This window comes from Mesorhizobium sp. M0830 (assembly GCF_040319965.1).
Classification (GTDB): Bacteria; Pseudomonadota; Alphaproteobacteria; order Rhizobiales; family Rhizobiaceae; genus Mesorhizobium.
Genome location: NZ_JAMYOR010000004.1, coordinates 152,557 through 164,720 on the forward strand (window position 1 = coordinate 152,557; position 12,164 = coordinate 164,720).

General features: G+C 62.0%; 15 protein-coding genes and 1 other RNA gene. 8 read left to right on the forward strand and 8 right to left on the reverse strand.

Annotated elements, in window-relative coordinates; all coding sequences use genetic code 11:
* Positions 1-118 precede the first annotated feature (118 nt).
* Entirely contained in the window at positions 119-919 is an 801-nt protein-coding gene (cobF, locus tag NKI20_RS04565; RefSeq protein WP_352603024.1) for a precorrin-6A synthase (deacetylating), read from the forward strand.
* Positions 920-942: 23 nt separating this feature from the next.
* Here cobF and NKI20_RS04570 read toward each other — a convergent pair whose 3' ends face one another.
* From NKI20_RS04570 to NKI20_RS04595, 6 genes are all read right to left on the reverse strand, one after another.
* Positions 943-1,284, reverse strand: a complete 342-nt coding sequence (locus NKI20_RS04570; protein WP_023757072.1) for a winged helix-turn-helix domain-containing protein — start codon at positions 1,282-1,284, stop codon at positions 943-945.
* Positions 1,285-1,365: 81 nt separating this feature from the next.
* A complete protein-coding gene (gene modC, locus NKI20_RS04575) occupies positions 1,366-2,478 on the reverse strand; it encodes a molybdenum ABC transporter ATP-binding protein (protein ID WP_352603025.1) in 1,113 nt (370 codons plus the stop codon).
* Complete coding sequence (modB, locus tag NKI20_RS04580) at positions 2,475-3,179, reverse strand: molybdate ABC transporter permease subunit (RefSeq protein ID WP_352603027.1); 705 nt, start codon at positions 3,177-3,179, stop codon at positions 2,475-2,477. Before modB ends, modC begins: the two co-directional genes overlap by 4 nt.
* Before the next feature lie 26 nt (positions 3,180-3,205).
* Complete coding sequence (gene modA, locus NKI20_RS04585) at positions 3,206-3,997, reverse strand: molybdate ABC transporter substrate-binding protein (protein ID WP_352828679.1); 792 nt, start codon at positions 3,995-3,997, stop codon at positions 3,206-3,208.
* A gap of 234 nt (positions 3,998-4,231) precedes the next feature.
* A complete protein-coding gene (locus NKI20_RS04590) occupies positions 4,232-5,026 on the reverse strand; it encodes a thymidylate synthase (RefSeq protein WP_109668127.1) in 795 nt (264 codons plus the stop codon).
* A gap of 159 nt (positions 5,027-5,185) precedes the next feature.
* On the reverse strand, positions 5,186-5,497 hold the full coding sequence (locus tag NKI20_RS04595; RefSeq protein ID WP_352828681.1) for a DUF2853 family protein: 312 nt from the start codon (positions 5,495-5,497) through the stop codon (positions 5,186-5,188).
* Between the two features lie 168 nt (positions 5,498-5,665).
* Between NKI20_RS04595 and ssrA the strand changes: the two genes are divergently transcribed.
* Positions 5,666-6,025: a transfer-messenger RNA gene (gene ssrA / locus NKI20_RS04600) on the forward strand.
* Positions 6,026-6,167: 142 nt separating this feature from the next.
* On the opposite strand, the gene NKI20_RS04605 is transcribed toward ssrA, so the two are convergent.
* Positions 6,168-7,373 (reverse strand): multidrug effflux MFS transporter, encoded by a 1,206-nt coding sequence (locus tag NKI20_RS04605; RefSeq protein ID WP_352828684.1) that lies wholly within the window; start codon positions 7,371-7,373, stop codon positions 6,168-6,170.
* A 187-nt stretch (positions 7,374-7,560) separates the two neighbouring features.
* On the opposite strand from NKI20_RS04605, the gene NKI20_RS04610 reads away from it, so the two are divergent.
* The 4 genes from NKI20_RS04610 (at position 7,561) to NKI20_RS04625 (ending at position 9,354) form a co-directional block, all read left to right on the forward strand.
* On the forward strand, positions 7,561-8,250 hold the full coding sequence (locus tag NKI20_RS04610; RefSeq protein WP_352828687.1) for a TetR/AcrR family transcriptional regulator: 690 nt from the start codon (positions 7,561-7,563) through the stop codon (positions 8,248-8,250).
* A 118-nt stretch (positions 8,251-8,368) separates the two neighbouring features.
* Complete coding sequence (locus NKI20_RS04615) at positions 8,369-8,905, forward strand: SspB family protein (RefSeq protein WP_023757062.1); 537 nt, start codon at positions 8,369-8,371, stop codon at positions 8,903-8,905.
* 16 nt (positions 8,906-8,921) lie between these two features.
* Entirely contained in the window at positions 8,922-9,119 is a 198-nt protein-coding gene (locus NKI20_RS04620) for a DUF4169 family protein (protein ID WP_023757061.1), read from the forward strand.
* Between the two features lie 10 nt (positions 9,120-9,129).
* Entirely contained in the window at positions 9,130-9,354 is a 225-nt protein-coding gene (locus NKI20_RS04625; RefSeq protein ID WP_023757060.1) for a ribbon-helix-helix domain-containing protein, read from the forward strand.
* On the opposite strand, the gene NKI20_RS04630 is transcribed toward NKI20_RS04625, so the two are convergent.
* A complete protein-coding gene (locus tag NKI20_RS04630) occupies positions 9,351-11,153 on the reverse strand; it encodes a chloride channel protein (RefSeq protein WP_352828691.1) in 1,803 nt (600 codons plus the stop codon). The genes NKI20_RS04625 and NKI20_RS04630 overlap by 4 nt on opposite strands.
* A 166-nt stretch (positions 11,154-11,319) precedes the next feature.
* Between NKI20_RS04630 and NKI20_RS04635 the strand changes: the two genes are divergently transcribed.
* Together NKI20_RS04635 and NKI20_RS04640 are read left to right on the forward strand one after the other, a co-directional pair.
* On the forward strand, positions 11,320-11,742 hold the full coding sequence (locus NKI20_RS04635; protein WP_352727651.1) for a MarR family winged helix-turn-helix transcriptional regulator: 423 nt from the start codon (positions 11,320-11,322) through the stop codon (positions 11,740-11,742).
* A 104-nt stretch (positions 11,743-11,846) separates the two neighbouring features.
* Positions 11,847-12,152, forward strand: coding sequence for a hypothetical protein (locus tag NKI20_RS04640; protein ID WP_352603047.1), 306 nt, complete (start codon positions 11,847-11,849; stop codon positions 12,150-12,152).
* Positions 12,153-12,164: the final 12 nt, after the last annotated feature.

A 12,164-nucleotide genomic window follows, 5' to 3' on the forward strand; every position in this document is an offset into this window, starting at 1 on the left:
GGCTGGAATGCTTACAGACCCTAGCCGTTTCACCGTGGCGTTTCAAAGCCCTTCCGTATCCGCGGGTAAGCCCAATTGGTCTGGACTAACAGGTTCCGATCGGGCAGGAGTTCGCTCCATGCGCAAGCTTCTCGTTATCGGCATCGGCGCCGGCAATCCCGACCACATGACCGTGCAGGCCATATCAGGCCTGAACCAGGCGGACGTGCTGTTCATTCCCGACAAGGGCGCGAAAAAGAACGACCTTGCCGACCTGCGCCGCCAGATCTGCGACCGCTTCGTGACCAACCCCAAGTCACGCCGCGTCGAATTCGACGTTCCGGTGCGCGACCTGCCAGCAGAAGATGGACCAGTAGAAGATGGGCCGGCCCCCTCCTATCGCTCGACGGTCGATGCCTGGCATGAAGCCATCGCCTCGATCTACGAGGACCTGATCCGCGACGAGATTGCCGGGGATGGCTGCGGCGCCTTCCTGATCTGGGGCGATCCCTCGCTCTATGACAGCGCCTTGCGCATCCTCGAGCGGGTGCGCTTGCGAGGTAACGTGGCGTTCGAGCTTGAGGTAGTACCCGGCATCACCGCCATTCAGGCGCTCGCCGCCAGCCATAAAATGGCGCTGAACCGGATCGGCGATTCCGTCCTCATCACCACCGGCCGGCGCCTGACCGAGGAAGGCTTGGCCGACAATTCCGGCAGCACAATCGTCCTGCTTGACGGCAAATGCGCCTTCAATACGCTGGAAGACAAGGACGCTGTCATCCATTGGGGCGCCTATCTCGGCACGCCGGACGAGATTCTCATCTCTGGCCGACTCGGTGACGTCGGCGCCGAGATTGAGAGAACCCGCGAAGAAGCCCGCCGGAAAAAGGGCTGGATCATGGACACCTATCTGCTTCGCAAGCCTAGTGAACAGGACTAGTGCCTACTGCCTACTGCCCTCCCCTAACCCGCATCAATCTCCGCCTGTAACGCCTCCATATGTGTCGCTGCAGCGGCCGAAGCCGCACGCTCGATGGCGCGGAAGCGGCTGACCACGGCGAGCCCCGCGCCCGTCAGTTGCGCGCCGCCGCCCTTGCGGCCACCGGTCTGTGCCGCCACCAGTGGCTTGCCGAATACCCGGTTCATGTCCTCCACCAGGTCCCAAGCGTGCTTGTAGGACATTTCCATGCCGCGTGCGGCGGCCGAGATCGAGCCGAAGGCGGCGATCTGCTCCAGGAGTTCGATCTTGCCCGGTCCGATGCGCCCGTCTGGATCGAGATTTATCCGCAAGCTCAACGACGGCATTTTTTCTCCTCCGCAGTCACGCCCAATCCCATACTAGAGACTTCCCGGCGAAACCGCTATTCCAAAAAGACATAGCGACGATCATCCGTCCGCCTCACCGGGCAGGCCGGCGCTGGTGCTGGCCCGGTCGAAGCTCACCGTCTTGACCACCGCGAAAACCTTGCCTCCGAGATGAAGCTTCAGCGTCCGCCGCGACTGTTCGGTGATGCGGGCAAGCACGGTTGCGCCGTTGCAGTCGATGCCGACGTCGACCGCCGGGCTCTCGCCGGAGCTTATCGCGGTAATGGTTCCCGGCAGGATGTTGAGCGCGCTGAGCCCTGCCGGATGTTCGGTGGCGATCATCACATCGCGGGCGCGTATGCGGATGCGCACAGCCGCCCCCGCCTTCATCGCCAGCCGTGGCACACGGATCTCACCAGCCGCCGATCCGAGCACGGTCATGCCGAAAGTCTCGTCGTGACGCAGCACCCTGGTGTCCAGCACGGCGCCCCCCTCGCCGCGTTCTTCCGCCGGCAACAGGTCGAGCCTTTGCATGACTGCCTCGGTCGGACCGCTGGCGATGACATGGCCTTGCGCCAGCATCACCACGTCGCTTGCCAGCCGCGCCACCTCGGCGACCGAGTGGCTGACATAGACGATCGGGATTTTCGTCTCGTCGCGCAGCCGTTCGATATAGGGCAGGATCTCGGCCTTGCGCGCCTCGTCGAGCGAGGCCAGCGGCTCGTCCATGAGCAGCAATCCAGGGCTGGCAAGCAGCGCCCGGCCGATTGCCACACGCTGCTTCTCGCCGCCCGAGAGCTTTGCCGGTCGCCTGTTCATGAGCGGGCCGATGCCAAGCAGGTCGATGACGGCATCCATATCGGCATAGCGCTCCGCTGGCGGCGTGAACCAGCGGCCGTAACGCAGATTGCCGGCAACACTCATATGCGGAAACAGCCGCGCATCCTGGAAAACCACGCCGATGCGGCGCTTGTGCTTCGGCACGAAGATGCCAGCATTGGTGTCGACCAGCACGCGGCCGTCGACCTCGATGCGTGCCTTGTCGGGCTGGATCAGCCCGGCGATCATGTTGATCAGCGTCGTCTTGCCCGACCCCGACGGTCCGAACAGTGCTGTCAGCCGCCCTGCGCTTTCGAAGCGGGCGTCGATGGCAAATCCGCCCAGCCGATGGCCGATATCGACGAGAACGCTCATTCGATGTCCATCCGCCGGCCGACACGCCGCGCCAGCACTTCCGAAGCCACCAGAGCGGCCATGGAAATGACGATGGAAATCAGCGTCAGCCGCAGCGCCCCTTCATCGCCGCCCGGCACCTGAGTGAAGGTGTAGATCGCCGACGGCAATGTCTGCGTCTCGTTGGGAATGTTGGAGACGAAGGTGATGGTCGCGCCGAACTCGCCCATCGCCTTGGCGAAGGACAGGATGGCGCCGGCGATCAGCCCAGGCAGGATCAGCGGCAAAGTAATGGTTGCGAAGACCCAGGGAGGGTTGGCGCCGAGCGTTCCCGCCGCCGCCTCCATCTTGCGGTCCACCGCCTCGATCGACAGCCGGATCGCCCGCACCATCAGGGGAAAGCCCATGACGCCGCAAGCCAGTGCCGCACCCGTCCAGCGAAAGGAGAAAACAATGCCGAAATGGTCGGCCAGGAAGGCGCCCGCCGGCCCGCGCCGGCCAAAGGTCAGCAGCAGCAGATAGCCGGTCACCACGGGCGGCAGGATCAGCGGCAGATGCACCAGCCCGTTGACCAGGGTCTTGCCCCAGAATTGTCCTCGAGCAAGCAGCAGCGCGATCAATATGCCTGGCGGCAGGCTGGCGAGCATCGCCACCGTTGCTACCTTGATCGACAGCCGGACCGCATTCCATTCGTCGGGAGTGAGGTCCAGAAGCCAGTTCATATTGCGAGATGAAGCCCCTTGGAAACTCAGTTGCTCGGTGCGAGCACGGTAAAACCCTGATCCTTGAACAGCCTACCGGCCTTCGGCGACTGCAGGCATTTCAGGAAAGCCGGCGCATCCTTGTCCTTCGAATCGGCGATCTGGGCAACCGGATAGATGATCGGCGGATGCGAATCCCCCGGGAAGGTGCCTACCACCTTGACGCCCTTTTCGGCGTGCGCGTCGGTGGCATAGACGATGCCGAGGGCTGCCTCACCTGTTGAAACCAGCTTGAGCGCCGCGCGCACATTCTCGGCCTGCGCCACCTTGCCCTCGACCGAGGACCAGACGCCGAGCGATTCGAGCGCGGCCTTGCCGTACTTACCGGCCGGCACCGCTTTGACGTCGCCCATGGCGAGCCTGCCGTCGCCGATCAGCTTGGCGAGGTCAAAACCTTTCTCGATCTTGGTTTCAACAGCTGAGTCCTTCGGCGCCACCAGCACGATCTCGTTGCCGAGCAGCTTTACTTCGGTGTCCGGCTTGGTCAGCTTCTTGTCGGAGAGATATTTCATCCAGTCGAGGTCGGCCGAGATGAAGACGTCGGCTGGTGCCTCGCTCTCGATCTGCTTGGCAAGCGCCGAGCTTGCGGCATAGGAGACCGTCGCCGCCTCGCCGACATCGGCCTCGCAGGCCTTGTTCACCGCATCGAGCGCCTCCTTGAGGCTGGCCGCGGCAAACACCACCACCTTGTCTTCCGCATGTGCTGCCGGAACGGCCATCAACGTCGCCGCAAGACCGCCGATGGCGATCGCCCTCAGTCCAAAACCTTTGCGCGTCATGGAAAGTTCTCCCTGGTTCGAATCCGATCTGCTCGAAGCCCGCCCACCGATATATCCGCATGAATATAACAAAGGAAGGCCCGGCAGCACCACTTCGCATCCCGGGATCGACATTGGCGGCGCCATCGTCACCGCTCGATCACCAAAGAGCCCGTCGGTGGACAACGCGTCGGACGTGATGGCCAGCATCGACTGATCGGCGCCTGATTTCAGGGTTGAGTAAAGCGCAGGGGTTTAGACCGCGATCGGCGCCTTGATCGACGCGTCGGCGACGTAGTTTTCCAGCCGGAAATCCTCGAAGCGGAAGGCGAAGAGGTCCTTCACCTCTGGATTGATCCACATCGTCGGCAACGCCCTCGGCGTGCGCCGCAGCTGTTCGCGCGCCTGCTCGAAATGGTTGGAATAGAGGTGCGCGTCACCAAGCGTATGGACGAAATCGCCGGGTTTCAGCCCGGTCACTTGCGCCACCATAAGCGTCAGCAAGGCGTAGGAAGCGATGTTGAACGGCACGCCGAGGAAGATATCGGCCGACCGTTGATAAAGCTGGCAGGAAAGCCGCCCTTCCGAGACGTAGAACTGGAACAGGCAGTGACAGGGCGGCAGCGCCATCGCTTCCACCTCGGCTGGATTCCATGCCGAAACGATCAGCCGCCGCGATTGAGGGTTTTTGCGTATCTCCTTGAGAAGGTTTGCAATCTGGTCGATCGAGCCACCATGGCCGTCCGGCCAGGAGCGCCATTGCTTGCCGTAGACGGGGCCGAGGTCGCCATTCTCGTCGGCCCACTCGTCCCAGATCGAAACGCCATGGTCGGTCAGGTATTTGATGTTGGTGTCGCCGGCCAGGAACCACAGAAGTTCATGGATGATCGACTTGAGATGCAGCTTCTTGGTGGTGGTGACGGGAAAACCGCGCGCCAGATCGAAACGCATCTGGTAGCCGAAGACGGAGCGCGTTCCGGTGCCGGTACGGTCGCCTCGATCGGCACCGTTATCCAGCACGTGCTGCAGGAGGTCGAGATACTGGCGCATCGGTTCCGGCTCGATTCGGTTGTCGAGCCATCATAGCTGATGGACAGGCGGCCGAACACCAGAAAGCAGCGCAAATCCTGCCCGAAGGTCGCCAGTCCCCAACAACATCATCGGCTGGCGCAAGGCTCGCGCCAGCCTCCGCAAATTGACGCGCGATCGTCAGAGGGAGCCGAGCTTGCCCAAATCCTTCGCAACCAGGTAGTAGAAAGTCACCCGGCTTTTGGTGTTGTCGGCAGACATTGCCTTGCAGGTCTTTTCGATTGCCGCATCGGCCTTCGCCGCGTCGCTGATGCCGAGTTTCTTGGCGACCCAGTTGTCCCTGACGCGCCCAAGCTCCATCGGGTCGGTGCAGGACACCAGCGAGGAATCGCGGTTCCTGAGCGCAATCCCCAGATGCTTTACGATCTTTTCGACCGCATCCGCACTGGCGCCAACGTCGTATTTCTTCACGTCTGCAAGATAGTCGGCCATCAAAATTCCCCTCGTCGGCGCCACGGATCCGATCGATGAGGGTTGTGGCGCGCTGCTGCAACGTGTGCGCTAGGTCGATAACTCCTCACCATAGCAAAGCTTCGGTGGAGACCGCGCCCAAGTCAACCCTTTGGAGACGCGGTTTGACACGGGACAAAGTGCCATTGCGGCCTTTCATTTCTCGCGATGGGCCCCTATATTCAGTTTGTCGGCTTGACCGACTATGGCGATAAATGGGCGATGAAATAAGCCGTTCGGACCCGGGGGCGGTACCCGGCGCCTCCACCAAAAGCCGCTGTTGGCGACAGAGCGGTTTTTGCTGGGGGCGAAATAGGATCGACGAAGGTGTAAAGATCGTACTTTTGCCCGGCATAGTACCACCGTTATCGGGCTAAACCTGTAGTTGCAAATGACAACTATGCGGAAGCACGTCTCGCCGCGTAAGCGGTGCGATAGCTTCAATTCAAGCCCTAGGGGTTCGCACTTCTAGGCGGGGTTCGGAGGTACCTGGCAACAGAAACCTCCACTTCTCCCCTCCTCCTTCAATTCTGCGTCACGCGCAACGGCAGCTTCCGGTTGAGGAGCGTGTCCGCTTCATCCACGGCGTAGCTGGCCCGCGGGCATGAAAAAGGCCGGACGAACCCGGCCTTTTTCATGCTTTTGCGCTTGCCTATTCCGCCGGGGCCTGGGCTGCTTCGCGCGAACGGCCGAGCGTGACTTTGGCCAGTGTGAACGAGATCACCGCGCATAGCGTGATACCGGCCACCATCGGCAGCGGCGTGCCGTCGAAGAACACGCCGGCAACGCCCATGGCGAGCGCGCCGATGGCGAAGTGCAGCGTGCCCATCAGCGCCGAAGCCGTGCCGGCGATCTCGCCATGTTCTTCCATGGCCAGCACCGAGGTGGTCGGGATGACCAGACCGAGGAAGCCGTAGCCGATGAACAGCAGTGCCGCCATCACGTCGAGCCGGTCGACGCCGGTCGCCATCACCGCAAACAGCACCACCATCGTCGTGGCATAGCCGGTCACCGCGACACGCACCACGCGCCGCAGCCCGAACCGCTGGGCCAGCAATCCCGTCAGCTGCGACATGCCGATGAAGGCGACCGCATTGATCGAGAAGAACACGCTGTAGACCGAAGGCGACAGCCCGTAATGGTCGATCAGGATGAAGGACGAACTCGACAGATAGACGAAGAAGCTCGCAATGCCGAAGCCGGCGATCGCCACAAGGCCAAGGAAGTTGCGGTCGCCCATCAGGAAGCGGTAGCCGGCAAGCGCGGTGCCGAAGGAGGAACCGACGCGTTCTTCCGCCGGCCGCGTCTCCTTGAGCGAGGTTGCCAAAAGGATGGTGGCCAGCAGTGCCGCACCCGTCACCGTCCAGAACACGGCGCGCCAGCCGAAATTCTCGATGATCTGGCTGCCGGTCAGCGGCGCCAGGATCGGCGACACCGAAAACACCAGCATCAGCAAGGACATCAGCTTGGCGGCCTCGTTGCCGGTATGCAGGTCGCGCACGATGGCGCGCGGCACCGCCATGCCGGCACTCGCGCCAAGCCCCTGCAGGAAGCGGAAAGCGATCAGCCATTCGATGTTCGGCGCCATGGCCGATCCGATGCCGCCAACGATGAACAGCGCAAGGCCGCCATAAAGCGGCAGCTTGCGGCCGACCATGTCTGAGATTGGCCCGACGACAATCTGGCCGAAGCCCATCGACAGGAAGAAGATCAACAGGCTCATCTGTACGGCAGCGGTGCCGGCGTTGAGATCGGCGCCGATCGACGGCAATGCGGGCAGATACATGTCGATGGCGAACGGGCCGATGGCGGACAACAGGCCGAGCACGACCGCAATGCGGAGGAATTTGGGACTCATGATAAGGGCTTCTTTCAAGACTGCTTGCCGCCGCGGGCGACGTCTAACCTAGGACGTTCCATCCCCATGAGATTCCGACACCTCAAGAGCGAATTTTGTTCGTCTCTGCGGGCGAAATCTCTTCATTTTATGTCCACAAATTTAGACAGTATTGTCTAATTCGTCAATCACCTCTATATAGATTTTTATGAAGCTGCACGTCTCTCCTGACACTTTCCCGCCACGCGGCCATGAGGCCAAGCGCCTGTCGATCGTCGATTCCGCGGCTGCCGTGTTTTGCCGCGAAGGGTTCGCCGGCGCCAACATCGATCTGATCGCAGCCGAAGCCGGCGTCTCGCGCCAGACCATCTACAATCATCATGGTGACAAGGAGAAATTGTTCGTCGCGGTGGTTCGTGATCTGACCGAACGCTGCAATGCCGGCATCTTCGCCACCATCGCTACCTTCCCCGATCAGCCCAAGGATCTCGAAGCGGATCTGATTGGCTTTGCCGTTCGCTTGAACCAGAACTGCATCTGCAGCCGTGACGGAAAATTCCTGCGCAAGCTGATCCAGACCGAAGGTGAGCGCTATCCCGAACTGTTTGCAGAGTGGCGCGAACAGGGACCGGGCAGGACATGGCCGGCGATCGCCGCCCGCTTTGCCCGCCTCGCCTATGGCGGTTACCTCGCGATCGAGGACCCCGATGTGGCGGCACGCCAGTTCCTTGGCCTCGTCAATGCCGAACTGCAGACGACCTTCATGCTTGGCGGCTCGCCGCGCGAGGATGAAGTGGTGCAATCCGCGACAAATGGCGTGCGCACCTTCCTGCGCGCCTTTGGCAAGCGCCGCGCCACGACATCGATTGAAAAGCAGACCGCGCTCGCCAGCGCCTGAGCGATCAAATCGTTGGCAATAGTCCTCCTATCGGCGCGGTGGCGGTCTATATCAGGTTTACGCCGCCCTAAAGCTTGATTACAGCTATGCGGACGATTCAACGGAACCCGACCGTCACATGGCCGACGACCACATTCGCTATGACATTCTGGCCCAGGAGGCGTTGCGCGGCGTCATGCGCAAGGTCCTGGCCGAAGTCGCGCGTACTGGCCTCCCCGGCAATCACCACTTCTTCATCACCTTCCTGACCGGTGCGCCGGGCGTGCGCGTGTCATCGCGTCTGCGCGAGCGCTATCCCGAGCAGATGACCATCGTCATCCAGTTCCAGTATTGGGACCTGAAGGTGACCGACACCGGCTTCGAGGTCGGCCTGTCCTTCTCCGACGTGCCTGAGAAACTCGAAATCCCGTTCTCGGCCGTGCGCGGCTTCTACGATCCCTCGGTCAATTTCGAGCTCGAATTCGACGTCAAGACTGATGCTCAGCCCGACGAGGAACCGGCAACACCGACACCCGAGCCGCTGACCATCGTCTCCGAGAAAAAGCCGAAGGCCGAAAAGAAGGCTGCCGCCGAGGCGGAGAAGAAGCCCGCGGCGGCGGACGCCGCCACCAAGGGCGCCGAAGTGGTCTCGCTCGACGCCTTCCGCAAGAAATAAGCCCGCAGTTAACGCCATGGCCGACATCGTCAATCTCCGCCAGGCCCGCAAGCAGAGGGCGCGGGACGAAAAGGTGCGGATCGCCGAACAGAACCGGGTGTTATACGGCCGCTCCAAAGGTGAGAAGCAACGCGACCACCTAGTCGCCGACCAGGCCGAGAAATTCGTCGCTGGTCACCGCCGCGAGCCATCTGGCGGCGAAAGCGAGCAATGAGCGCTCCGCAGTGAGCGCGGTCGAAAAGCGCTCGGTGACCATTCGCGGTCACCGCACCAGCTATTCGCTCGAAAAACCCTTCTATGACGACCTCGTCGCGATCGCGGCCACGCGGCAATTGACGCTCGCCGCTCTTGTTGCCGAAGTCGACGAGACGCGGCCTCGCGACACCAACCTGTCCTCGGCGCTGAGGCTTTATGTGCTCGAGTGGGTGAAACGCGGAACGAGTTCCTAGAGGCCCTCGATCGTCGCTTCCTTTTTGCCGCGCTTTGTGCCGAAGCCTAGCAAGGTCGAGCGGTCACGCTCTTCAGCCTGCTTCCTCGACCGCACGCGCATCAGATCCTTCCAACCGACATAACCGACCAGTCGCAGGCCTTCACGGGTAACGACCGGCAGATGGGACACATTGGCCATCAGCAGCTTGTCGGAAAGGCCTTCGAGATACTCGTCCGGATAGGCCAGCGTCACCTTGCTGCCGGCCAACAACTCGCCAAGCGTCGTGGTGCGGTGCGTGCCGGCGCGTCTCCAGCGCAAGATCGCCGGCGGATCGATGAGACCCAGCACATGGCCGTTCTCATCGACCACCGGAAAACTCGGATGCCGTGTTTCCGGCGCGGTCAGGAAGGCTGCGGCGCCATGCAGCGTCATCGTCGCCGGCACGCTTTCGACCTCAGATGTCATCACCTCGCGCACTCTGGTCAAGGCGAACGGATCGACACGGTATTCGCGAACCAGATGGTGTCCCCTTCTGGCAATCTTCTCGGTCAGGATCGACCGCTTCATCAAAAGCACGGTGACGGCGTGCGCCGCGGCGCAAGCCGCGATCAGCGGCACCAGTATATGCGTATTGCCGGTCAGTTCGACGGCAAAGAAGGTGGCTGTCAACGGCGCGCGCATCGTGCCGCCCATGGTGGCGGCCATCGCCAGCAGTGCCCAGAAGCCCGGATCCGCCGCGGGCAGAACGCCGGCCAGCACCGCCCCCATCGCCCCGCCCATGATCAGCAGCGGCGCCAGCACGCCTCCCGACGTTCCCGAGCCGAGCGCAACCGACCAGATGATGGCCTTCACCACCAGAAGGAGGAATGCCGCGGTCGCGATCGTGCGGCCGTCCAGCATGTCAGTGATGTTGTCATAGCCGACGCCGAGCGCGTGCGGCTCGATCAGCCCGCCTATGCCGACCACCAGACCACCCAGCATCGGCCACCACATCCAGTGGATGGGCAGCTTCTGGAAGCCGTCCTCGCAAGCGTAGACCATCTGCGTCAGCAGTCCCGACAGCAGGCCTGCCGCGATGCCGATCGCCACCCAGCCGGCAAGGCCGACAAAGGATACCTCCATGCCGCCCTGAAATGGAAAGATCGGTCCGGGCAGATGCAGCATGGTGCGCTCGACCTGGGCAATGATTGCCGCGACCGCCACCGGAATAAAGCTGCGCGGGGTCCATTCGAAAAGCAGCAGTTCAACTGCCAGCATGATGGCGGCGATCGGTGTCCCGAAGACCGTGGTCATTCCCGCCGCCGCACCTGCAACCAGCAGCGTCTTGCGTTCGGTATCGCTTACCGGCAGCATCTGCGCGATCAGCGAGCCGATCGCTCCGCCTGTCATGATGATCGGACCCTCGGCGCCAAAGGGCCCGCCGGAGCCGATCGAAATCGCCGACGACAATGGCTTCAGGATCGCCACTTTGGCATCGAGCCTGGAACGCCCGAGCAGGATCGCCTCGATAGCCTCGGGAATGCCGTGACCGCGGATTTTCTCGCTGCCGAAGCGCGCCATCAGGCCGATGATCAGCGCGCCGATCACCGGGACGATGATGGAGGCATAGCCCAGCGGCGTGTCTTCGAGTTTCAGGTCGGCGAGCGTGAACTGGCCGAAATAGGCGATGTTGGTGGCCAGCCGGATCAGCTTCAAAAGCGCGATACCGGCAACCAGTCCGGCCGTCGCCACGACCACCGCAATGGCAGCAACAAGCAGCACCCTGGCATCAGTCGTGAAATCACGCAGATGCTCCGGATTCGAGTGGTGGATCTTCATGGCGGGCTTTGCTTCCTGGCTGCGGGCCGTACGTGGTTGCGGCACGGTCGAAAAGGCCAGCCGGGGTTTGTCGGTGGCTATGTATCGTAACACGATATATTTGTTCAAGCCGGTTTCGCCCGAAATCCGTTTGAGTTTTCGTCGGAAAACGAACACATGTCTGAATATGTCGCCGCCACAAAAACCACGCCCCGCCATCAGCCAGGCCGACTACCAGCGGCTTTCCGAGTTTCGATACCTGATCCGCCGCTTTCTCGAATTCAGCCAAATCCAGGCGGAAGGCGCCGGCCTGACTCCGCGCCAGCATCAGGCGCTGCTGGCAATCAAGGGTTTCCCCGGCGGCGGGCCGGTGACGGTTGGCGATCTGGCCGAACGCTTGCGCACTCGCCATCATAGCGCCGTCGAGCTGGTCAACCGCCTTTGCGAGGCAGGGCTGGTCGCTAGAAATCAGGACAAGGACGATCATCGCCGCGTGCTGCTGCAGCTGACCGAGCGCGCCGACGATTGTCTGGCCGAGCTATCGGCGGCACATCTCGACGAGCTGTCGCGCATCGAACCGATGTTGAGGCGGCTGCTCGATCGGGCGTGAAGCCCAGATGCACGGAAAGAGCTATTTTCCCGTCACCCGGAATCCTTTGGCTTCGCCGCAACGTCTCGGACATGAGCATGGGGCAACGAAGAGGAACAACTGCGATGAAACGCCTCCTGATACGCTACAAGACGAAACCGGAACGGGCCGACGAGAATGAACGGCTGGTCAAGGGCGTATTCCATGAGCTGCGGGAAAAATCGCCGGACGGCGTTCGCTACATGACATGGCGTTCCGACGACGGGACCTTTGTCCATCTGGTCGAGACGGAAACCGAGGCCCATGCCGATATCATCACCGGGCTGGCGGCATTCGAGGCCTTTCAGATTGGCATCAGGGATCGCTGCATCGAGCGTCCACACAGCGAGGAAATGACTGTTGTGGGCAGCTACCGTATGCTCGACCAGTAGGTGGAACACGGT